Genomic DNA, 23661 nt, shown 5'->3' on the forward strand with positions numbered 1-23661 from the left:
TTCGTCTATTGGCGGGCAGCTTTTTTTAGGCCTTAACCGTAAACTTTTCCGGCGAAATGTATAAAAAGAAAATAAAAATCAATCATCATTTATTCTATGACACTTCACACTCACCTTCGCTTGTTGATATTGTTGGAGAGGAAATGCTGGGGCACGTAACTGATTTTTGTTTTATTGCCAATCCGTATTATCCTACAACTTCACTACTTCGCAAGCTCAAAAAAAAGTTACCGGTAGTTATTAAATCATATCCGTCGAGTAATCCTATTCTTGCGCAGAAAGATTTGGCATCGGTACTTAATGTAAATCCTGAATATCTGGTTGTTGGAAACGGTGCGACTGAGTTGATAACACTCCTTCAGAAGCATATCATTGAAAGTATTGCCATACCAATTCCAACTTTTGGAGAATATATTGAAAAATTAAGAAGTTTGGATCAGGCAAAACTGTTTCAACTACCTGCTGAAAATGATTATCAGCTCGATTTGAAAGAGTACGCAGAATGGATCAACCTGAGAGAATTAACTTCTGCGTTAATTATCAATCCCGGAAACCCAACCGGGCAGTTTATTTCAGTGAAGGAAATGGTTGAATTTCTTGGGAAAATGAGACATCTGAAGCTCATTTTGATTGACGAATCGTTTATTGATTTTTCCGGAAAGGAAATTCCAAGCTTGATTCAATTTGTGGAGAGTTTTCCAAATCTGGTGATTGTTCGTAGTATGAGTAAACACTGTGGTATCCCCGGATTACGGTTGGGATATTGCTGTACTTCCAACAAAGATTTTTTAAAACAAATCAGAAATGCACTGCCGGTTTGGAACATCAATACCTTAGCAGAATATTTTCTGACTCAATTAAAAAGTACGGATCATGAATATCATATCGGCCGAAAGAAGGTGATTGATGACATGGGCGTTTTGTATGATAAACTTTCAGCAATAGGCGGCTTAAAAGTGTATCCTTCGGGGAGTAATTTTCTATTGATAAAAATATGCCATGGCCCAACGGCGACCGAAATTCAAAAGCAACTGCTTGAAGAATACGGTGTTTATGTGCGCGACTGCAGCAATAAAGTTGGTCTGGATAAATTTCATATTCGTGCTGCTTCTCAGGGAAGACAAAAAGACAAAATTTTGATTCGGGCGCTGAAAAAGGTGCTTGGCTCAAAAACTATTCAATAACCGCCGAATCACAAATATAGGTTGGGATAATTCCGGAACTCCCAATTCTTATTTTGGCCATGTCGGGTAGTGTATTTCCTGAAAGAACCAGCGCAGTGTCCAGTCCAAATTTGTTGCCGCCAATAATATCAGTAAACAACGTGTCACCAACCATTAAAATTTCGTTTCTTTTTACCTGAATATCCTGTAACGCACGTTCGTAGGCCAGCAGGAACATTTGTGCATCGGGTTTTCCAAAACGGATAAAATTTTTCCCGATGATATTTTCAACCATGTCTGCAAGTCCGCCAATGGCAACAGAAATGTCGTTTCTGCTTACAGGGTAGTTAATATCGGTGTTTGCAACAACAACCGTCATGTTTTTTTTCCGAAGCAGGTTAATCGTTTTGTTTAAATCATCATTCCAGCTAAACCCTTCATCGTCCAAAAAAGCAAAAGATTCAATATGATCCAGATTGTTTAAATCAATATCGGCAACCGGTATCGTATTCAATCCAACCGATTCAATGTAATGCGCTGAAGCACTTGTTCCTAGATAGGCAACTGAATTTCCATTGGTAACTTTTGTTTTAAAAAATTCCATGGCCAGCATTCCTGAAGAAAGAATTTTATCGGTAGTAATATACCGTATTCCTCTTGTTTGGTACCATTTTGCGAGCTCCTCTGGACTTCTCGACGAATCGTTGGTTAATACATAATAATGTATTCCCTTTCTCTCGAGGTATTCAAACGTTTTTTCTATATCAGGGATTAGACCTTTGTGATTCTTCAACACACCAAATGCATCAAAAAATACGGCTTTGTAGTTTTTAACTACACTTCTGAAACTTTTTGTTCGCATTTTATTTTTGATTAAATATTTAATTCTCTTAATATCTTTTCTACTCTGTAATTTGCATCCAGAGCAGGGAAATAAGTTTCATAAGCCTCTTTTATCAATTTGCTCGAATAGTATTGACGAAAAAAATACGGACCATCTTTTACAACATAGTTTAAAATAAAAAAACGGTAAGCTTCCTTTATAAAACGTACTTCCGGCTCGGTTAAAGGATAAATTCTGTGATATTCTTTCAGGAACATCATAAACCGGTCTTCCATCAAAGTATCTACAAGATAACTGAATACTGTGCGATCTCCTACATCGGAAACAACCCGGCTGAAAAAATAGAAATCCATTACCCGTGAGGACATCCGGAACCAGTCATAATCCCATCGCGATTGAAATTTTCCGTCTCCGGTAATCGAAAAATTTCCAATATTCCAGTCTACAAATACCGGTATGTTTTCAAATTCACTTGCATAATTTACCTTATCTGCATTCACAAGAAAATATTCACAGTGTTTTTGAATCGTGGTTTTGTGCGATTCATCCATTTCAATTTCATCTCTCTCAATCGATTTCTGAAGTTGATGGATATCGGTAATTACCGTTTTTGAAGGATTGGGGAGTTGGTTGCAAATATTTGTACAAGCTTTATGAAACCTTGCGAGTTCTCTTCCAAGTTTTTTAATGTGTTTTTCTTCCAGGCGGCGCGGGAGTTTGTTTCGAATTTTTATCGGATTATAAAAAATGACCCATGCGCTGTTTTCTACCTGATGAAAACGGTAAATAAAAAGTTCGTTCTTTTTTACCAATGATTGAGCGAGAAAATTCTGGTATGGCATTTCGAGGTTGTTTGCCAGGTTGTTGATGATAATATGATCTTCTCTGAAATCGTCAAATCTGCCATAATCAGAAAGTTTGGCAAAAACCGGTTCTCTTTCGTAAAACGAAACTTTATATACCTGGTTGGTAGATACGTGTGCACTTACATCGTAAATACCTTTTATTTCATGTCTGTCGTCAAATTCGCGCCAGGCATGTCTTATTATTAACAGCGGATCTATTTTTTGCATCTGTTCTTCAGATTCTTTATATCGGTTAAATTATTTCAAAATATCGCTTTAATTCCCAGTCGGAAACATTTTTTTCGAACTGCCGCCATTCCCATTCACGTGTTTTTGTGAAATGTTCCACGAAAGCCGCTCCGAACAGTTCTCTGGCGATGGTTGAATTTACCATCTTTTCTGTTGCGTCAGCCAGGTTTGTGGAAAGTGTTCCTTTTTCTGTTTCATTGTATGCATTCCCCTTTGTTTCCGGTTCTTTGAGTTTTAATTTGTTCTTAATGCCGTAAAGTCCGGAAGCCAGCGAGGCTGCCATAGCAAGATAAGCATTTGTGTCGGCACCAGGTACACGAAGTTCAATTCTTGACGATTTTTTGCTGCCCGGAATCACCCTGATTGCTGCAGTTCGGTTATCAATACCCCATGTTGGCGTTGCCGGAGCCCAGTCGCCGTGCCCAATTCGTTTGTAACTGTTCACGTTCGGAGCATACATGGGTAAAATTTCTGGGAGACAAACTAACTGTCCTGCAATATAATGCTCCAGTAATTCTGTTGTTCCTGAACTGCCGTTTTCCGAAAAAAATAAATTTCTGGTTCCCGATTCATCCCATAAACTTTGATGAATATGTCCTCCGCAGCCCGGAAGATTTGTATTCCATTTAGCCATAAAAGTGGCAACAAAGTTATGCCGGTAAGCAATTTCTTTTACACTCGATTTAAAAAGCATTGCTTTGTCAGCCGCTGCCAGAATATCATCATAGATTACAGTTGCCTCATAAACTCCCGGGCCGGTTTCAGTGTGAACTCCTTCAATAGCGACATTGAATTTTTCAAGAAGGTTAAACAACTCGGCGACATAATTATGGTTTAAAGATGTCCGTATCCCGGAATACCCAAACATTCCGGGGGTAATGGGCTGTAATTGCTGAAAATTGGAATCATGAATTTCAGAAGGTGTACCCCTAAAATTGAACCATTCAAATTCCTGGGCAAAAATGGCGTTAAATCCCATTTCGCTGCACTGTTTTTTTACGCGTTTTAATAAACTTCGCGGACAAGAGGCTGATGCGTATTTTTCATCGTTGCTAAAATCGGCTATAAAAAAAGGAACATCATTTTCCCATGGAATTTCACGAAACGTCGCAAAATCTAATTTTGCTTTGGCATCCGGGTAACCCGAATGCCAGCCGGTAACCATTGAGTTGTCATAGCACTGGTCACCGGAATCCCAGCCAAAAACTACGTCGCAAAATCCAATTTCACTTTTAGCAGCTTCTAAAAATTTATTTTTGTGAATGTATTTGCTTCTTAAAATCCCATCTACATCGGGTATACCGTACTTAATTCTTAAATGGTCTGATTCCTTGATTTTTTTTATAATTTCTTCCTCATTCATTTCTTTCTGAAATTTTAAGTAAAATAATTGATGTTTCAGCAAATATCAAATTCATTTTGTCGAAAATCGATACAGAAGGGCATAAAAACGCTTTTAAAGTAAAAATCGAAATAAAGAGATAAGATATTATGATTTTTGAGAATTTGTTAATTTTTTCTATAGGTTGTCGGTTTTTAGGGGTGTGGATTGGAAATATGTAATTTTTTTTGAGTTTGAGTTTGAGATTTTGATGGGGTGTGATGGAAAATATATTAATTTTGAATTCAACTTAATAAAATTAACAGACTTAATACTTTACAGACATGGCTCAATTCAGATTTAATGCGTTGAAGGAAGTCCTCAATCGCCAACCTGTGGAATTTGTTAGAGAAGACAATTTAGTTTCCGATTATTTTGGAATGCTGGTATTCGACCAGACAAAAATGAAAAAATATCTATCGCGTGAAGCATATAAGTCAGTGGTGGACGCGATAGAAAACGGAACAACCGTCGATCGGAAGATGGCCGATCAGGTGGCACAGGGAATGAAAGCCTGGGCAATAGAAAATGGAGCGACACATTATACCCACTGGTTTCATCCGTTGACCGACGGAACAGCGGAAAAGCATGATGCTTTTATCGTCAACGGTGCCGACGGAGGTGTTATCGAATCGTTTTCAGGGAAATTGCTTGCTCAGCAGGAACCCGATGCATCATCGTTTCCAAGCGGAGGAATTCGTCAAACATTTGAAGCCCGCGGCTATACTGCATGGGATCCGACTTCTCCGGCTTTTATCAGCGAAACAACTTTAACCATCCCTACGATATTTATATCGTATACAGGTGAAGCGCTTGATTTTAAAACTCCGCTTTTACGTGCATTGGGAACTGTCGATAAAGCTGCTACCGCTGTTTGTCAGTACTTTGATAAAAATGTTACTCATGTGCAGGCAAATCTGGGCTGGGAACAGGAATACTTTCTTATTGATGAAGCTTTGTATATGGCTCGCCCTGACCTGGTGTTGACCGGACGCACGTTAATGGGGCACGCATCATCAAAAGATCAGCAGTTGGACGATCATTATTTTTCATCCATTCCAACACGTGTTAATCGTTTTATGCAGGATGTTGAAAATGAGGCTTACAAACTGGGTATCCCCATTAAAACAAGACACAACGAGGTGGCTCCCAATCAGTTTGAAGTGGCTCCGATTTTTGAGGAAGCAAATCTTTCAAATGATCATAACCAATTGATGATGGACATTATGCAAAAAATAGCCCGTCGTCATAAATTCAGAATACTATTTCATGAAAAACCCTTCTCGGGAATTAATGGATCCGGGAAACATAATAATTGGTCACTTTCCACAAATACGGGAGTGAATTTGTATTCACCCGGGAAAAATCCAAAAACAAATTTACAGTTTCTCACTTTTGTTGTAAACACTTTAAAAGCAGTTTACGACAATCAGGATTTATTAAGGGCTAGTATTCTGAATGCTTCGAATTCACATCGCCTGGGAGCAAACGAAGCGCCTCCTTCAATTTTATCGGTTTTTCTGGGAACTGAAGTTTCAAAAATGCTCGATTTAATGGAAGAAGCAGTGGTTGACCGAAAAATGACACCAGATGAAAAAACAGCATTAAAACTAAATATTGGTCGGATTCCTGAAATTATTCTTGACAATACCGACCGTAACCGCACGTCTCCTTTTGCATTTACCGGTAACCGTTTTGAATTTCGTGCTGTTGGGTCTTCGGCCAACAACGCATCGGCGCTTATTGTACTGAATACAGTAGTTGCCAATCAGTTAATAAATTTTAAGAAAGCGGTTGACAAACTCATCGAAGAGGGAGTAAAAAAGGATGAAGCTATCTTTCAGACTTTAAAAAGCCTGATAATTGACTCGAAACCTATCCGGTTTAATGGCGACGGATACAGTACCGACTGGGTGGATGAGGCGACAAAAAGAGGGCTTACAAATATTACCAATGTGCCTGATTCGCTGGCATCTTATCTTCGTCCGGAAAGTATCGCTCTGTTTAATTCAATGGGGGTTTTTAACGAGTCGGAGCTACACGGAAGAGTGGAAGTTGAATACGAGAAATTTGTAATGAAAATACAGATTGAGGCTCGTGTTTTGGGAGATCTGGCAATCAATCATATCGTTCCAACTGCTGTCGAATATCAAACCATGCTGCTGGAAAATGTAAAAAACCTGAAAGATGTATTTTCTGATGATGAATTTGATTCTCTGGCGGGAGCAAGAAAAGAATTGATAAAAGAAATCGGGGAACATATTTCTGCAATAAAAGCGCTCCGAAAAGAGGTGATTGAGGCAAGAAAAGTTGCTAACGTTGTGGAAGATGTTAAAGAAAAAGCAAGATCTTACGATACCAAAGTAAAACCTTTTCTTGATGAAATCCGTTATCATGTCGATAAGCTGGAACTGATCGTTGATAATGAAAAATGGCCACTTCCAAAATATCGCGAGTTGTTGTTTGTTCGCTAAATAACTGCATAATAATTTGTGAGAAAGGTTTCGCTGATGCGGGACCTTTTTTTTGCAACTAATTTTTAATGAAGTTGTTGTAGTAGAAGAATGAATTGTCTTTTTTTATTTACAGCAACCATGAAAAAGTATCTACTTTTAATTTTTTCCGTTTTTTTTGTAACGCTTACCAGTGCTCAGATTCGTAATATGGAGGTTCAGGACCTTGAGCAAAACTGGATCTCACTGGAGAAATTAAACGGTGAAAAATTGACAGTACTCGATTTTTGGGCTACCTGGTGCAAACCATGTGTTTCATCTATTCCTAAAATAAACGCACTTTATCATCAGTTCTCAAATGAAGGGGTAGCTTTTGTAGGTGTTAATACCGATGGACCCAGAAACCAGGCAAAAGTAAAGCCTTTTGCAAACTCTTTAAATATCGAATATCCGGTTGTCCTGGATCCCGATTTGGAGCTGGTAAACGAATTCAATATCACAGTTTTTCCGTCGCTGATTGTTCTTGATAGTAAAGGCGATGAAGTTTTTATTCACGAAGGCTACAACCCGGGAGACGAGCTAGCCATTAAAAATAATCTGGAAAAATTGTTAGCCAATGAAAAATAAACACACAACTTTACTGCTTGCCTTTTGTTGCGGTGTGATTTCTTTAAAAGCACAACTCACAGGAAACAATCTGGCTGAATATCAAATTGGAAATATTCCCGGAACCGATCCTCAATATGTAAACTCTGTTTACGACCAGCTGAATTTAGATTACCGGTTTAAAGAATTTAGGGTGTCAGCCCGGTTAGAGAATTATTACTCAGGAGATTCATTACGAATAGCTTACACAAAAATTACCCAATATGCGCTTAATTACAGGAGCAAAGGGATAAACCTTAAAGCCGGGCATTTTTATGAAACATTGGGAAAAGGAATCTTATTCCGGGGATACGAAATAAAAAATTCAATATATGAAGATCAGATTTATCGTGTGAAACAGGGTTTTTATCGCGATGCGGTGGGGTTTTCCGGAAGCTACTCAAATAAATTGATGCATGTAAAAGCCTTGCGTGGGAAATCGTTAATCAACCAGTTGCCTCCAACAGCTCATGACCGAAGACTGGATTTGGTTACAGCTGTTGAAACAAAATTTAAAATCGCGAATCAAGCCATCGGTATTATCGGATTACAAAATGAAACAAAAGAAAAGAAATCGAAATATTTATCTGCCCTGATTAGTGGAAATCTACTTCGGTTTTTTGATTATTACGGCGAGTTGGCGCACAGAATAAATGCGGGAGAAAATTTTTTTAGCTTTGAAAACAGCGATTCGTACGGCGCCTATTTTAGTCTTGGGTTTTCGAAACCCGGTCTGGGGGCTTCGCTCGAACTCAAAGACTACCGTAATATTTTTATAGGTTCAGGAATTTCCGATCCGCCTACGCTGGTAAAAGAACATTTTTATAAATTACTTAATCGCAGTACCCACGTCCCTTATTATTTTGATGAAAGTGGTTACCAATTTGAGCTCTTTTTTGTTCCGGCTGAAAATCATTTAATCACAGTAAATCATTCCCACTCAAAAAATGATCTTGGGGATAAAGATTATGATTCTGGAGAATATTTTGCTGACTGGCAATTTACTTTCCGGTCAAAGAATCAGGTTAAAATTTTTATCGATTATTCATACGACGATATCCTGTTTGAAAACGCAAGGTATGCAACAGGATTTTATTTTACGCATATTCTTGCGGGAGATTGGTCAGGGACAGTTGAGTCTGAAATTCAACAGATTGAGCGAACAATTACCGAAACCCAATCGTTTATAAATTTATATACCGGCTTTATTCTGAATAAATCGTCCCGCTTTTCGGCGGCGTTTGTTTTGGAATTTACCAACGATGAAAAAGTTGCAGATGTTGCAAACACCAAAGAAATTGAAACACATCAATTTTACCCGGGACTGAATTTTTCATTGAAGCCAAATAGAAAAAATACATTGCAATTGTTTGTAGGGAAACGGAGGGGCGGACCTACCTGTACTTCAGGAATATGCTACGAAGTTCTCGATTTTAAAGGAGCTGAATTGAGATGGATGTTGAGAATTTAATCTATAAAAGAAAAGTCATGAAACAGAAATTTATTTTTTTGACGACAATAATTTTACTTTTTGCTCACACAATATTTTCGCAAAATGTAGGGGAAACAGCACCCGATTTTACGCTAAAAACACTAAATGAGATAAATTATACGCTTTCGGATAACAAAGGGAAAGTTGTATTTGTTTTTCTCGTTGGTTACAATTGCCCCTTGTGTATTGCGTCTGCCCCTACTATAAAGTCTGACATATTGGATGTTTATAATTCAAATTCCAGTTTCCAGGCATTAATAATCGACACCTGGGATGGCAGTGCGGCAGCTTTCACCACCTTTAAAAATACTACTAATTTAAGTGGAATTTATCTTCAAAAAGGAAAATCAGTAGCAGATAATTGGTCTTCAACATATGACAGAATTATTGTAATCGATGCTGAAGGAACCATGGTTTTTAAAGGAACAACTGCCGCAAGCTCTGATGCAGATGATGCTGCCGCTGTGATTGAGAGCGCTTTAAACAATATATCAACACCCGTTACCGATTTATCCGGTGTCGATAAATTTTCTGTAAGTCAAAATTATCCAAACCCGTGCACCAAACAAACAAAAATTGAGTATGCTGTATCAAAACCAGTGTTTGTTAAATTCTCGATTATTGATATTACTGGAAAATTGATTGAGCATTCTTTCGCAAAACATCATTCGGTTGGAAAGTATTCAATCGACCTAAATACCTCAAAATTGGAGAAAGGAATTTATTTTTACCGTTTCGAAGCGGGAGACTTTTTATCGATCAGGAAGATGATTGTAAATTAATGAAAATTCAGACAAATCTGATATACTTATCTGTCTAAAGAGACGTTATTGTAACAGTCATTAAAAAAAAACATTTACTTTTACTTCCCGAAATTTTGGATGGGTATGAAGTTAATCAGATTAGCGCTACTTTTTTTAATCGTTTTATTTTTGGCTTCCTGCGGAGCCAGCAAGCTTGGAAGAGACGCATTGTTGGCTCATGATATCGGTGAATATTACAAAGCCATTGAAAAATACAGAAAGGCCAGCCGAAAGGAAAAAGATCGTACAAAGCGGATGGAATATGCCTTTTCGCTGGCAGAATGTTACCGTTACATAGGCGATTATGAAATGGCAGCTTTGTATTATAAAAATGCTATCCGACGCGGTTACCCCGATCCAATTGCCATCTATTATAATGCCGAAATGTTGAGAGCCGCCCAGGACTATGAAGAGGCGATTGAAAATTACCGTATTTTCCTTGATTCAGTTCCGGGTGACGAGAGAGGACAAGCTGGTTTGGAGGCAATTAGGAAGACACAGGAGTGGGTGGCTCACCCCACACGTCATATCATTAATCCAATTAAGGAAATCAACTCGCGGGAAAGTGACTATGCTCCGGTGTTTGTTGGTGGCCGCGACAATGAAGTGATTTTTACTTCTACCCGCAAAGCTGCTACCGGTAAAAAGGAAAGTATGATTACCGGACAGGATTATGCTGATTTGTTTCGCGCAACTTTTGGCATCCAGCGCCAAAAATGGGAAGAGCCGAAATTGTTGGAGGAAAATTTTGTAATCAATACAGGCGATGAGGAAGGTGCAGCCACACTGTCATCAACAGGAGAACAGATGATTTTTACCCGCTGTCGTTATGAAAAAACACAGGCTATGGGAACCGAATTATATTCCACATCCCAATCGAGAGGAAATTGGTCGGAACCTATAAAAGTTCAAATTGCCGGCGACAGTATTGTTACTGCACATCCCGCATTTAGTCCGGATGAAACTGTGTTATATTTTGTTTCCGATATGCCGGGTGGGCAGGGAGGAAAAGATATATGGATGGCGCAGGGCTCCGGTGGGAGTTTCAGTAATCCGGTAAACCTGGGACCGGTTATTAATACACCTGGCGATGAGATGTTTCCATTTGTAAGAGATAACGGTGAATTGTATTTCTCATCCAATTATCATATGGGGATGGGTGGGTTTGATATTTTTGTCGCGAACACAAACGAAGATGGAGAATGGGTAGTTAATAATATGGGCTCGCCAATGAATTCACCCGGCGATGACTTTGGAATTGCATTTGTTCAGGGGGAGAACAAAGGAATGTTTTCCTCCAACCGGAAAGGATCCCGGGGAGATGATTTGTATTCTTTTCTGGTTCCACCAAAAATTTTTCAGGCAAGTGGTGAAGTTTTTGATAAGGAAAGCGGAAACAAAATTGATGGTGTAACAGTCAGAATTATTGGAACCGATGGTACAAATCTGAAAATGCGAACCAAAAACGGAAAATTTCAACTAAAACTTCAACCGGAAACCGAATATATTTTCGCAGCATTTAAAGATGGTTATTTACGTGATAAAGCGGCAGCAAATACAATTGGTCTGGAAGACAGCAAAGATTTTACATTTGATATGTATCTTACTCCCACTGATGCTCCGATAAAAGTGGAGAATATTAATTATGAATTTGGTAGCTGGGAGTTGTTACCCGAATCAAAAGTTGCGCTTGATACACTTGTGCAGATTCTTATATTTAATCCAACAATTACAATTGAATTGATGGCGCATACCGACCACGTTGGAAGTGACCAGTTTAACTTCGATCTTTCACAGAAACGTGCACAAAGTGTTGTTGACTACCTCATTGAAAAAGGGATTAATCCCCAACGGTTGGTCGCAAAAGGATATGGAGAAACGTGGCCCAAAACGGTAACAAGAGAAATGGCCAGTAAATACGATTTTCTAAAAAGAAACGATGAATTAACTGAAGAATTTATCAACCAGTTAACACCGGAACAACAGGGAATTGCAGAAGCCATCAACCGGCGCACAGAATTCAGAGTGCTTTCTACCGATTTTATTCAGAAATATGATGCAGAACCAGAGAGATAATGAGTGTTATATTTTGAATCTGAAATTTACTTCCCAAAAACCGGGCTCGTAAATTTCTATTTCAAAATCGTTTAATAAGGCACCTTTATTGTTAAACTGGTTAACCATGTAGTTGACAGAACTATTTACCTTGCATTTGAACGGGAAAGTAATATTCTCATATCCTTTTTTATTTCCGGTAACATGGAACACGCCAGCGTTGTTCGAAAAATCAACATAGTTGGGGATACTGTTTCTTCCGTTATTTATTGAAAACAAAACAGTGCTTCCATTTCCAACTCTTCGAACAGTGTATCGTAAGGTTGGATTGCTTCTGATAACTTTATAAGCCAGGGTTGTATCTTTCTTGCCGGCTTGAATTACTTCTCCAGCAAGTTCCATTCTGGATTTGTCTCCGGCTTTTTTATTTTCCCGGGTTTGTTCTTTTTTTTGTATTGAGGCCGAAAAAAGAAAAATAAATGAAATAAGGGGAATTAAAGTTTTCATTATTTAGATTTTAATTGAAAATAAGAGTGATATAACATTCTCAGATAACACAATTTTTATACCAATCAGTAAAGTGATACATAAAAAGAGAAATCTTTTTATAACCTCCAGTAAGTTCTGATTTTTTTATTTCTGACATATGCATTGCGGGGCACTTGCCTTAATACCATAAAAACGCCCAGGCAATCCACACAGGCGCCAAATGAATTCCATACAATAATATGCTCTAAAAGACTATTACTGCCAACAAGCGCCAAAATAATAATTCCGAGTAATGAAATAATTATAAGCGGAGCAAGCAGTATTACAATAAAACGGTTTCGTTTCATTTCGCCAATGTAAGCAGCAAAAAATGCAAAACCTGCCATCGTAAATCCAACGAAAATATTATCTGATTTTAGTTTCTCGGGAAAGAAAAGAGCATGGATGAATTCGTGAATCGGCATTAATATGAGGAAAGACAAAAATATGTTGGCCGACTTTAATATAAAAGTAATCCCCATAATTTTTAAAATAAGAATGATAACCAGGGGATTGATTATCATAAATGGAAGTGCCCATAATTGCGAAGTCCATAAATTATCAGGTTCTTTTAATGGGATCCATTCATCTTTTTCAGGACTAAAATTTTCATCGTCAGGGAATTTGTTGTATATAAATTTCATGATTTGAAGGGTTTAAAAAAGTCAGTGGCTGTAATTTTTATTCATCAGAAATCATTACTTCCTTTAGCTTGCTAATCTGTGTTGGATTTCCTAAAACAAAAAGCTGGTCGTTGCGTGATAATATCATTTTGGGGTCGGGATTAAAAACATACCGGGCTCCACTAATTTTTATGCCAATAATATTTGCTCCTGAAACTTCTCTTACCCGCAAATCTGCAATTGACTTTCCAACAAAACGTTGTGCCAGGTTTTTACAGGAAAGCTCTTCGAGGCTCACATCCTGCGATTTTTGCAAAAGAACATATTCCAGAAATTCTACCACATCGGGTTGGTGAACCAGTTTTGCCATTCGTTGTCCGCCAATCCGTTCGGGCATTATCACGTTGGTAGCTCCCGCCCGTTTTAGTTTCATTTGTGATTCCAGTTCGGAGGCGCGGCTGATAATGGTCAAATTCGGATTCATACTCCGGGCGGTTAATACAACAAATACATTGTCGGCATCGTCGGGTGTTGTGGCAATTAAAGCACGGGCGTTGTATACCTGAGCCTGTTCCAGGATTTCTTCGTGTGTTGCATCGCCCTTAATGTATAGTAATTCGGGATTTTCGCGCACCCTTGAAATCACATTGTCGCGTTTGTCTACAATAACAAAATTTACTCCATGTTCGGCCAGTTCCAAGGCAGCCTGCTCGCCATTCCGGCCGTAGCCCACAATGATTACGTGGTTTTTTAGTTTTGCAATTTTTTTGTCCACCCTGTATGTTTTTATATAGTTTGCCAATTCGCCATCAAAAACAAACCTCGCCATATTTGATCCTACGTAGGCCAAACTCCCCAGGCTTGTAATGATTAAACCCATTGTAAAAATTTTTCCCTGCTGGGAAAGTGGTTCGGCACCCACTTCCTTAAATCCCACGGTAGAAATGGTAATAACAGTCATGTACAGACTGTCGAGAAGATTCATCCCTTCCAGAAGGTGATAACCTAAAGTTCCGAATGTAACAATCGAAAGCAAAAGACCAACTCCGATTTGTAAGGTTCGGCTCGATACTTCCTGGAATTTATTATACGGTTGGCTCATCCGGTTGAATCAATATTGATTTTTACAAGTTTAACTCCTATTTGGCAATTTAAACAATTTTTCTTTTCGCAATGTATGTTTTTTAACTGAATCAGTGCTTGTGATTCAAATGCGGAACGACTTTCTATTCCCAGTTTTTCCCATTTTGTTGTAATCGAATTTTTTTCAGGAGGCAATTGTTCAAGAAAATCAAGCGCCCGGTTTTTTAACTGTGTTTTATTTTGTGTTTCGCCATAAACAAATAGAAACGGAATTACTACATTAATAATTAGTATGTTTACAGCACTTTCCCCAAGTCTTTTTGTTGTGTTTTTTTGAGATTCTTTATTAAAGTTGTAATGTGAATTCCAGTATTCCGAAGCCTGAACATCAAATAGTTCTTTTAGTTTTTCGAGAGAATCAATTTCAATAATCTTTGAAAACAAACCTTGTGAACGATGAATCAATGCCGCCAGTTGCGAAATTCGTACTGTTGGAAAATTAGCCGGGCGTAATCGCATAAATTTCCACAGGTGGCCTTCAATGGGAACCAATTTGTATTTCTGGTATAAAAAGGAAAATTCCTCTCTGAGTTTCAGATAATAATCATCGCCGAGAAGTTGCTGGTTTAGCAAACCCGAATTTCCAAATAGCAAAGCTTCGAGTTGAAAAAGATTACTTTTGTGTTTCGCCAGCGTTGAAATGGGCAGCGATTTTGCAAGTAGCTCAAAAGGAAGATTATTTACTTTAAAACCAAACATCCGGGCAAGTACCTGGTAAAATGTTTCGTTCCAGTTGTTGTTATTTTGCTCCAGCCGCTGCATTATTTCATCTGTTTTATTTTCCAGCCGTTCAATCATCAGCCGGTTAAATCCGAGTTGCAGAATTACCGGATTTATTTTGTGAAATTGTTCTTCACAGGCAATCCAGGTTTTGGCATCAAGCAGTTTCTGATAATTGGTTTTCAAATGTCCTGGATATTTTATTTCAAACGAGGGGATTTCTTCTCCTGACGTGCGAAAGACAGGCTTGTCGTGTTCTTCAACAACATGTAAAATAACATTGTCGTAAGCTTTGTCGTTTTGGTGGTTATGCAGGAACCAATCAGATGATTTTTTGTGAATCTCTATATTCCCGGCCCATAATGTTCCATTAATTCTGATTTTTGCATTGAAAAAATCGGGACCGGAATCAAAATTCCGTTTGCCGGTATCCAAAATTTCAAACGATTGATTTGAAGTAGTTATTAAGGGCCGGGAATTAAAAAGATGTTGTTCCCAAATGTAATGGAGGAATTCTTCAGACATAATATCCGGGTTAACGAAGTTTATTTTTGCTTTTGAATTTAATTCAAAAAAACAGTAATGTCAAATTAATTTCGTCAACCTCAGTTTTCCCGCATTTTTTTCTTCGTTCATTTTCTGAAATAAATCCCACAAAATAATTCCGGCGCTTACCGAGACATTAAAAGAATGTTTTGTTCCAAACTGGGGAATTTCGATGCTTCCGTCACATAAATTCACCACTTTTTGCTGCACTCCTTTTACCTCATTCCCAAATACAATTGCCAGCTTTTCGTTGGCTTCCGGTTTAAAATCGGGTAAAGAAATACTGTTTTCTACCTGCTCAATTGCGTAAACATTAAAACCGGCGTTTTTCAGCTCCGTAACAGCATCTTCCGTTTTCTCGAGGTATTTCCATTCAACCGATTTTTCAGCATCGAGAGCAGTTTTATGAATTTCTTTGTTGGGAGGGGTAGCTGTTATTCCACAGAGGTAAATCTTTTCAATTAGAAAGGCGTCCGAAGTCCGGAAAACAGAGCCGATATTATTACAGCTTCTTATATTGTCGAGCACCACTATCAGGGGAGTTTTTGATTTCTCTTTGAATTCGTCAACTGTTAATCTGTTTAGTTCGCTGTTTCGTAATTTTCGCATTCGACTATGTTTTCTGAAAAAAGATAAAAGTTCTGATTTTTAAAACTGACAATTTCATGTAATGTTTTTTCACCCCCTCTTTCGGATGGGCGGGGAAGGTTTCCTACCAACTTACCTCTGCTCTTCGCACCGGCATTGTCATACAACGGGCACCACCACCTCCGCGTGCCAGTTCCGAACCGGCAATGGTAACTACACATTTTTTATAATCATCAATTGAGACTTTATTTTCTGTCAAATCAGTTGCTTTTAAAACCTCAAATCCGTTTTTGTTTAGTTCCTCCACAGTGTGAACGTTACGCTCATATCCAATTACTTTTCCGGGAGCCAGTGCAAAAAAGTTGGCGCCGCTGTGCCACTGCTCACGTTCCTGAACCCATAAATCTTCTTTTCCTCCACAGGAAACTGATTTCAGATCGATTCCCAGTTTTCGTAAGGCAGAAGGAATATTGGCCTCCTCACCAATTTTAATCACTTTCCCGTTTTCAATTTGAATATGAATGGTGCGAAAACGACTGGTTCCAAAAATAACCGGGTCGTAGGCCATGCAGGTATCCACATCCAAAAAGGTAAAAATCATATCGAGGTGGATAAAAGACTCCGGAGTTGAAGGCAGTTCCTGAACAATGATATGATGTGGTTCTTTTTTTTGTTGTTTGATGTGCTCAATAATAAAATCAATGCCTTGTGTACTGGTTCTCATCCCGGTTCCTATAACAAATACATCGGGACGCGCTACCTGAAAATCACCACCTTCAATTTTTATCTGGGCGCTTTTTAAAATGCTGCTTTTATTGTTTAACGGATTTACTACCTGCGTTTCAAATACCGGATGATTTTTAAAAATGGCTTCCATAATCAGCGTTTCCCTTTCGCGCACAGGATTAGCCATTTTACCGATTAACATCGACTGGTTCATTCCCATCGCCGAGTCGCGGGTGAAAAATAAATTATGCAGCGGACGTAACAAAAAACGCTCATTGTTCAGGTAATTTGTAAGATTGTTTTTTTCCAGAATTAGCCCCTCTGTCAATAAAGCGGCAAGGTCTTCCTCATTATGCTGGAGCAATTCATCTTCGAGGCCGGGGATTTGTTCATGAACACAAACATCTTTTAAAAGTTGTGCTTTACATGTATCGTTTTTTAAAATATCGCTTAACAATTTTTTTACTTCCAGTACCTGCGTTGTTTTTCTCAATACGCCAATCATTTGTGCATATTCACGGCTTGCAATGGAAAGATTAAGAATGTCGCTGTAGAGAGCACGTTCAGCATTTTCCGGAGTCATATTTTCAACTTCTGCTCCCGGTGTATGAACAACAACACCTTCCAACTTGCCAATTTCAGAATTTATACTGGTTTGCATCTTCGATTTTCATTTTTATTTTATAGTGAACAAAGATATAAACTTTGTTTTTCTGATAATTGAAAAATAAATTATTCGTTCTACTTTTACACTTGAAAGAATAATATGCTGAAAAGAAATATTTACATATTGATTTTCATTGTTTTACCTGCTTTTTCAGTTGTGGGGCAGGAGAAGGATTCAGCTGATTTTGTTATTGGTTTGATTGAAGAGGGAGATACGGTTGTTTACAAAAAACTTGACGAAATAACCATTAATCCCAAAGAACTGAACCGAAGACAACAAAGAAGATACAGTCGTTTGGTGGCCAAAGTAAAAAAGGTTTATCCGCTGGCTGTTGAAGCCCGCCATCTGCTAAAGGAATATGAACCCAGATATTATGCCTTGGAAGATCAGCGCGACAGAAGAAAATTAATGAAAGGACTCGAAAAGGAGTTGCTTGACAAACATAAAGATGAGTTAAAAAGGTGGTCGATGTCCGACGGGCGTTTACTTTTGAAGTTGATTAATCGCGAAACGGAACGAACACCCTATAGTTTGATTCGGGATTTCAGAGGTGAATTCAGCGCTGTATTCTGGCAGGGAATTGCCCGTATTTTCAAAAATAACCTGAAAGATGAATACGATCCTTACGGAGAAGACAGAATGCTGGAAGAGATAGTAACTTTGGTTGAAGTTGGATATTACGGCCCCATTTAGATTTATGAATTCAAGTTCAAATATCAGAACATTTATCGCTGTTAAAATTAAACCCGAACCAGAGTTGGTTAATTTACTTCACAATTGCAGGGATGTGTTTGAAGGGGAAGCAATAAAATGGGTGGAAGAAAACAATCTGCATTTGACTTTAAAATTTTTGGGAGAGACCTCTCCTGCTCAAATTCAAGAGGTAAAAAATTGTATTGAAAATAGTGGTGCAAAATATTCTTCTTTTGTATTTCAATTGAATGGTTTGGGGTATTTTGAATCAAAAGGGCAACCACGGGTTTTGTTTTCGGGTATCCGTAACTTTGAACAAATGAAATTGTTTGTTGCCGATTTGGAGGCCTGTTTAAATAACTTGGGATTTGAAAAAGAAAACAGGGAATTCAAACCGCATTTAACAATCGGACGAATAAAATTTTTAAAAGATAAAAGGCGTTTTTATCGGTTTGTGGAAGAGTATAAAAATCAAACATTTCAGATTATAACGGTAACCGGGATTGTTTTTTACCAAAGTATTCTGAAGACCAACAGACCACAATATATTCCTTTACATGTTGTTCAACTAAATTCTTAAACAATGATAGCGAAAACACCGGAACCTCCTTATTATGCTGTAATTTTTACTTCGTTGAAAATGAAAGAAGATAGTGGTTATGCCGGGATGGCGGAAAAAATGACACAGTTGGCGCAAAAACAGCAAGGTTTTCTGGGCGTCGAATCGGCTCGCGAGAGTCTTGGAATAACGGTTTCATATTGGAAAGATCTGGAATCCATCAAAAAATGGAAGCAAAATGTTGAGCATCAGGAAGCACAACAAAAGGGTAAATCTGTTTGGTATAAATCGTACAAAACGAGAATAGCCAAAGTGGAACGCGATTACGAGTTTGGAAAATGATAAACCGGTTCATATTTATTGTTTTTTAACCAGAATATATGCGAAAGTAATTTATAAACCGTTTTATTCTGGTTATTTTTGACGTTTTAAATTTATTAGAAGCTATGAGAATTTGTATTATTTTATTGTTTGTTGTCGGCATACAGAATATAGTATGGAGTCAGGAAGAAAAGATTGTTTTACAGGATGAACCGGTGATTTTTGGTGCAGATGGATTTTATGTAAAGGAAGTTGTTGATAAACGAGACAACAAAGAGAATATTGGGTTTGTGCAAAAAGGTGTTTTTAAAAAGACAAAGGTAGCAGCCAACTTTGAAGAGGGCGTAGAAAAATCAGTATTCAACTTTTTGAAGGAGAATTTTGAGCAGGATTCAGATGGCGTTCCAATTGTTATCGGCATTTTGGAACTGAACATTTCAGAAAGTTCGAGCCTGCCGGTTAAAGGGAAAGCTGAGGTAAAGATGGAGTTTTACAAGGAAAAAAACGGCAGTTTGGGGAAATTGTACGCGGCGGAAGCCTTTGTTGAACAGCCCGCAGTAAATGTCACAAAAACGCACGAACAAAGAATTCGGGAGGTGATTTCAAATTGCCTTGAAAATTTTAACACTTCAGATTGGGAGGACATTAATCCGATGTACATTAAAGAAGAGAGAAATAATTAAGCCGGTTTAAAATTATTTTCGCGTCTTTTGCAGCAATATTCCGGGAGTTTGTCAGTGCTTGTTGAATACCGGCCATTAAAGCTTTTAGTGTCATAATTTTTTTGTCGCTTAAACGTTTTACGATTAAAAATCAATCTAATCAAATCTTATCCAATGGAACCAAACCACACTGCAACAATTTTTTTACTACTCTTTTTCCCGTTTTTTGTTGTCGGCCAAAATTCAGAAAACGCGGGTTTATCCAAAAAGATTTCAGTCGGAATCCTGTTTTCTCCTGATTATTCTTATCGATACCTTAACAGCTCAGAAGAGGATTTCGACGGTTTCATTTCGTTTAGGAATAAAAATGAATTTGCTCGGTTGGGATTTACCACCGGGATTGTTGTTCATTCCCAAATAAGTAACAGACTAGCTTTGGAATCGGGTGTTCGGTTTTCAGATAAAGGAGAGAAATATGAAATAGATTTTAACGATTTTGAAACTTTTGATGAAAATCCTGCTGAAAATGATCCGCTAATACCAAAAAAGCATACAGTAAGATATCATTACTATTATTGGGGGATTCCTGTAAAAATAAATTATTATTTTTTGCAGAGGAATGTTCGCTGCTTTGTTTCTGCCGGAGTTGCCAGCGACTTTTTTCTTTATGGAAAATCTATGGCTGTTTCAAAATTTGAAGATAGGATTGAAGAAAGCGCATACAAAATTGATGCAGATTTTAATAAAGTAAATTTTGTTGGCCTGGCAGGATTAGGAATGGAAACACGCATTTCAGATCACATACAACTTCAGGCCGGACCTTTCTTTCGTTATTCCTTTACGCCTGTATTTAATTCTACTTTGGAAGGGCATTTATATTCTTTGGGAATAAATATTGTTTTATTGAGCCGCTTATAGTTTTACATACAGGTTTTAGTAATTCTTTTAAAATAGTTACCTTTATTTTTTTCTGAAAACTGTTGTAAAATGCAAACCAACAAACAACTGGAACTAGCCTTTGACTTTGTACAATATACCGGGCAAAATATTTTTCTTACAGGAAAAGCCGGAACCGGTAAAACCACTTTTTTAAAAAGTTTAAAAGAACGTTCACCAAAGCGAATGATTGTAGTGGCGCCAACCGGTGTTGCTGCGATAAATGCAGGGGGAGTAACTATTCATTCTTTTTTTCAGCTTTCTTTTGCACCGCAAGTTGGTATGGAAGAGGAACCAAACAGGCAGATGCGTTTTAATAAAGAAAAGATCAATATTATCCGTAGTCTCGATTTGTTGGTTATTGACGAAATTAGTATGGTTCGCGCCGATATTCTGGATGCTATCGACAAAGTGATGCGCCGGTTTAAAAACAAGAGGAAGCCTTTTGGCGGTGCTCAGTTGCTTATGATTGGCGACTTGCAGCAGCTTTCTCCGGTAGTAAAACGTGAAGAGTGGGAATTGCTGAAAAGAGAATATGAAACGGCTTATTTTTTTAGCTGCAAGGCGCTAAAAGAGACACCTTATGTGAGTATCGAACTTACACACGTCTTCCGGCAACAGGACGATAAATTTATTTCGATATTAAATAAAGTGCGCGACAATATTCTTGATAAGAGCGCGCAGGAGGAGTTAAACCTGCGATGCAATCCGCGTTTTGTTCCGGGAGACGAAGAAGGGTACATTACACTTTGTACACACAATGCACAGGCACATCGAATGAATGATTCAAAGCTAAAGGAGCTGCCTTCAAAAGCAAAATTGTTTACGGCGCATGTGGAAGGGAATTTCCCCGAATATTCATTCCCAACGGATTATGAACTGCATTTAAAAATTGGTGCACAAGTGATGTTTGTAAAGAACGATCCCGACCCGGAGAAACGTTTTTTTAACGGCAAAATCGGACAAGTAACCAGTATAGGAAAGAACTCCGTTTTTGTGCAGTGCCCTGGTGAAGAGGATGAGATTGAAGTGACATCACTATTATGGGAAAATGTAAAATATTCCATCGATAAGAAAACGGCTGAAATAAAAGAGGAGTTAGAAGGTTCGTTTAGCCAGATTCCCTTAAAACTGGCCTGGGCGATAACCATCCACAAAAGCCAGGGACTTACATTTGAGCGCGCGATAATTGATGCCGAAGCTTCGTTTGCCCACGGGCAGGTTTATGTAGCGCTTAGCCGTTGTAAGACCCTGGAAGGACTGGTGCTGAAAACACCCATTCGGGAGCACAGCATTATTTCTGACAAGACGGTGGGTGGTTTTATTCAACAAGTGGAAGAAAATCAGCCGGGTGAAACGGAACTGAACAAGGCGAAATTAGCTTTTCAGCGTGAGCAGTTAAGCGAGCTTTTCCGTTTTTACAGAGCTGTTTATTTGGTAAATTCAATCGCTAAAATAATGGAGGAGAATCCGGGGAGTTTTACCGATATTTTTGTCGGGGATTTCCGAAAAATGCGGAATGGATTGCGAAATCAGTTGGCTGATGTTGGCGATAAATTTCAGCAACAGATTGATAAATACCTGAGACAAGAGCCCAATGTGGAGAAAAACAGCGAGCTTTTGGAACGAATAAAAAAGGCAGCTGATTATTTTTCTGAAAAAGTGCAGGAAGTGTTGCTTGATGGAATAGAACAGGTCGATTGGGATATTGATAACAGCACTGTGAAAAAGAAAATAAAACAACGCGTGAACGATTTGGCAGGAGAAGCGAAAACGAAGTTGGCCGTTTTGGCCGTCTGCCGCAATCAGTTTTCGGTGAAAGAAATTATGGAGGCCCGCGCCAGGGCAATGATTGAAAGCAGTGGTGTTAAACCTAAAAAACAAAAAGCCCGCGAAATCCTGAATTATGGCGATATTCCTCACCCTGAATTGTATCAGGAGTTGCGCGAGTGGCGAACAGTAACTGCAGTGGAGCAAAATATTCCGGCATATATGGTGTTTTCTCAAAAATCGTTGGTTGAGCTGGTAACTTATTTGCCATCGGGTGCGGCCCAGTTGCAGTTAATTAATGGACTCGGGAAACGAAAAGTTGAACAATATGGCGCTGACATCCTCGAAATAATTCAAAATTATTGTGCTGAAAATAATGTTGAAAGGGGCGAAATCCCGTTGCAACAAAAACCAAAAGCAGAGAAAATGCCAAAACCCGATACAAAAAGGGTAAGCCTTGAATTGTTTCAGGCAGGAAAGTCAATTGTTGAAATTGCGAATGAACGTGGTTTGGCAGAAACAACCATTGCGGGGCATTTAGCTCATTTTGTTCGGCAGAATGAATTGGATGTGGCGCTGTTTCTCGATAAAGAAAAGGTGGAGAAAATAGTTCAATATTTTAAACATACAGACAACCGAAACTTAACACCAGCCCGGGAAGCTTTGGGCGAAGCGTTTAGCTACGCCGATTTGCGTATGGGACTGAGTTACTTTGAAACAATAAGTGATTAGTTGGAAATGGCATTTTGAAGCGGATTAATATTTTTGAATCAGAAAAATTCCACCCAGCAGAAGCAGTATCCCTGCGATTCGCCCAACAGAAATCGGGTGAGTAGCCAGACCCAAAAATCCAAAATGGTCGATGACAGAAGCCGCGATTAACTGTCCGGCAATGGATGCCGCCAACACCGTACTGACGCCAATTTTTGGTATGAAAAAAATAACCGATGAAACAAAAATTGCTCCCAGTAACCCGCCGATAAAAAGATGTGCCGGCGCTGTTTTTACATGTCCCCAATCCGGTATTTGTGTTCTGAAAATAATATTAAGGGCCACTAAACATAAAAAACCAACCAGAAAATTTACCAATGCTCCTTGTAACGGATGTTTGAGAAATGTAGTCAACTGCGTGTTTATGCTTCCCTGGATAGCCAATAAAGAGCCAATCAGTAGAACAATAACTGTGTAAAATATCTTCATATTTTAAATTTTGAAACGCAAGTTTGCATAAATTAAATTTGTTATGGTT

General features: G+C 38.4%; 22 protein-coding genes. 12 read left to right on the forward strand and 10 right to left on the reverse strand.

The genetic code is table 11. From position 1 onward, the window contains the following. Nucleotides 1–56: 56 nt before the first annotated feature. Nucleotides 57–1184 (forward strand): pyridoxal phosphate-dependent aminotransferase, encoded by a 1128-nt coding sequence (locus GM418_RS16650; protein WP_158868315.1) that lies wholly within the window; start codon nucleotides 57–59, stop codon nucleotides 1182–1184. Here the strand turns inward: GM418_RS16650 and GM418_RS16655 are convergent. The 3 genes from GM418_RS16655 to GM418_RS16665 are packed head-to-tail and all read right to left on the reverse strand — an operon-like array spanning nucleotide 1174 to nucleotide 4464. Continuing rightward, nucleotides 1174–2025, reverse strand: a complete 852-nt coding sequence (locus GM418_RS16655; RefSeq protein ID WP_158868316.1) for an HAD-IIA family hydrolase — start codon at nucleotides 2023–2025, stop codon at nucleotides 1174–1176. The two genes, GM418_RS16650 and GM418_RS16655, sit on opposite strands and share 11 nt — an antisense overlap. A gap of 11 nt (nucleotides 2026–2036) precedes the next feature. Beyond that, nucleotides 2037–3080, reverse strand: coding sequence for a hypothetical protein (locus GM418_RS16660; protein WP_158868317.1), 1044 nt, complete (start codon nucleotides 3078–3080; stop codon nucleotides 2037–2039). 25 nt (nucleotides 3081–3105) lie between these two features. Beyond that, nucleotides 3106–4464: a glutamine synthetase family protein gene (locus GM418_RS16665; protein WP_158868318.1), complete on the reverse strand. Its 1359-nt coding sequence runs from the start codon at nucleotides 4462–4464 to the stop codon at nucleotides 3106–3108. A 302-nt stretch (nucleotides 4465–4766) separates the two neighbouring features. Here GM418_RS16665 and GM418_RS16670 point away from each other — a divergent pair, with 302 nt between their 5' ends. From GM418_RS16670 to porE, 5 genes are all read left to right on the forward strand, one after another. Beyond that, nucleotides 4767–6956: a glutamine synthetase III family protein gene (locus GM418_RS16670; protein WP_158868319.1), complete on the forward strand. Its 2190-nt coding sequence runs from the start codon at nucleotides 4767–4769 to the stop codon at nucleotides 6954–6956. A gap of 120 nt (nucleotides 6957–7076) precedes the next feature. Then, nucleotides 7077–7562, forward strand: a complete 486-nt coding sequence (locus GM418_RS16675; protein WP_158868320.1) for a TlpA family protein disulfide reductase — start codon at nucleotides 7077–7079, stop codon at nucleotides 7560–7562. Continuing rightward, entirely contained in the window at nucleotides 7552–9051 is a 1500-nt protein-coding gene (locus GM418_RS16680) for a DUF6029 family protein (protein WP_158868321.1), read from the forward strand. Before GM418_RS16675 ends, GM418_RS16680 begins: the two co-directional genes overlap by 11 nt. A 17-nt stretch (nucleotides 9052–9068) precedes the next feature. Further along, nucleotides 9069–9854 (forward strand): T9SS type A sorting domain-containing protein, encoded by a 786-nt coding sequence (locus GM418_RS16685; protein ID WP_158868322.1) that lies wholly within the window; start codon nucleotides 9069–9071, stop codon nucleotides 9852–9854. 105 nt (nucleotides 9855–9959) lie between these two features. Next, nucleotides 9960–11951: a PorE family type IX secretion system protein gene (gene porE / locus GM418_RS16690; RefSeq protein ID WP_158868323.1), complete on the forward strand. Its 1992-nt coding sequence runs from the start codon at nucleotides 9960–9962 to the stop codon at nucleotides 11949–11951. Nucleotides 11952–11957: 6 nt separating this feature from the next. Here the strand turns inward: porE and GM418_RS16695 are convergent, their stop codons facing one another. The 6 genes from GM418_RS16695 to GM418_RS16720 all read right to left on the reverse strand — a co-directional run bounded on the left by GM418_RS16695 (nucleotide 11958) and on the right by GM418_RS16720 (nucleotide 17465). Continuing rightward, nucleotides 11958–12437 carry a hypothetical protein gene (locus GM418_RS16695; RefSeq protein ID WP_158868324.1) on the reverse strand — a complete coding sequence of 160 codons (480 nt, stop codon included), beginning with the start codon at nucleotides 12435–12437 and terminating at the stop codon, nucleotides 11958–11960. Nucleotides 12438–12535: 98 nt separating this feature from the next. After that, on the reverse strand, nucleotides 12536–13102 hold the full coding sequence (locus tag GM418_RS16700; protein WP_158868326.1) for a DUF3267 domain-containing protein: 567 nt from the start codon (nucleotides 13100–13102) through the stop codon (nucleotides 12536–12538). A gap of 37 nt (nucleotides 13103–13139) precedes the next feature. Then, complete coding sequence (locus tag GM418_RS16705; protein WP_158868328.1) at nucleotides 13140–14183, reverse strand: potassium channel family protein; 1044 nt, start codon at nucleotides 14181–14183, stop codon at nucleotides 13140–13142. Beyond that, nucleotides 14180–15469 carry a DUF2851 family protein gene (locus GM418_RS16710; RefSeq protein WP_158868330.1) on the reverse strand — a complete coding sequence of 430 codons (1290 nt, stop codon included), beginning with the start codon at nucleotides 15467–15469 and terminating at the stop codon, nucleotides 14180–14182. Before GM418_RS16710 ends, GM418_RS16705 begins: the two co-directional genes overlap by 4 nt. 60 nt (nucleotides 15470–15529) lie before the next feature. Next, entirely contained in the window at nucleotides 15530–16099 is a 570-nt protein-coding gene (locus tag GM418_RS16715; protein WP_158868332.1) for an RNA methyltransferase, read from the reverse strand. Between the two features lie 103 nt (nucleotides 16100–16202). After that, nucleotides 16203–17465: an arginine deiminase gene (locus GM418_RS16720; protein ID WP_158868334.1), complete on the reverse strand. Its 1263-nt coding sequence runs from the start codon at nucleotides 17463–17465 to the stop codon at nucleotides 16203–16205. A gap of 105 nt (nucleotides 17466–17570) precedes the next feature. Here GM418_RS16720 and GM418_RS16725 point away from each other — a divergent pair, with 105 nt between their 5' ends. The 6 genes from GM418_RS16725 (at nucleotide 17571) to GM418_RS31865 (ending at nucleotide 23144) form a co-directional block, all read left to right on the forward strand. Next, a complete protein-coding gene (locus tag GM418_RS16725; protein WP_158868336.1) occupies nucleotides 17571–18164 on the forward strand; it encodes a DUF4294 domain-containing protein in 594 nt (197 codons plus the stop codon). A gap of 4 nt (nucleotides 18165–18168) precedes the next feature. Beyond that, nucleotides 18169–18744, forward strand: a complete 576-nt coding sequence (gene thpR / locus GM418_RS16730; RefSeq protein ID WP_158868338.1) for an RNA 2',3'-cyclic phosphodiesterase — start codon at nucleotides 18169–18171, stop codon at nucleotides 18742–18744. Nucleotides 18745–18747: 3 nt separating this feature from the next. After that, a complete protein-coding gene (locus GM418_RS16735) occupies nucleotides 18748–19065 on the forward strand; it encodes an antibiotic biosynthesis monooxygenase family protein (protein WP_158868340.1) in 318 nt (105 codons plus the stop codon). Nucleotides 19066–19169: 104 nt separating this feature from the next. Then, the gene (locus GM418_RS16740; RefSeq protein WP_158868342.1) at nucleotides 19170–19727 is read left to right on the forward strand and encodes a hypothetical protein; all 558 of its coding nucleotides are present in this window, start codon (nucleotides 19170–19172) and stop codon (nucleotides 19725–19727) included. Between the two features lie 153 nt (nucleotides 19728–19880). Then, entirely contained in the window at nucleotides 19881–20624 is a 744-nt protein-coding gene (locus GM418_RS16745) for an outer membrane beta-barrel protein (RefSeq protein WP_158868344.1), read from the forward strand. A gap of 69 nt (nucleotides 20625–20693) precedes the next feature. Beyond that, nucleotides 20694–23144 carry a helix-turn-helix domain-containing protein gene (locus tag GM418_RS31865; protein WP_158868346.1) on the forward strand — a complete coding sequence of 817 codons (2451 nt, stop codon included), beginning with the start codon at nucleotides 20694–20696 and terminating at the stop codon, nucleotides 23142–23144. Nucleotides 23145–23168: 24 nt separating this feature from the next. Here GM418_RS31865 and GM418_RS16755 read toward each other — a convergent pair whose 3' ends face one another. Beyond that, a complete protein-coding gene (locus GM418_RS16755) occupies nucleotides 23169–23612 on the reverse strand; it encodes a DMT family transporter (RefSeq protein WP_158868348.1) in 444 nt (147 codons plus the stop codon). Nucleotides 23613–23661 lie beyond the last annotated feature (49 nt).

The sequence above is a fragment of the Maribellus comscasis genome (genome assembly GCF_009762775.1).
GTDB classification, from domain to species: domain Bacteria; phylum Bacteroidota; class Bacteroidia; order Bacteroidales; family Prolixibacteraceae; genus Draconibacterium; species Draconibacterium comscasis.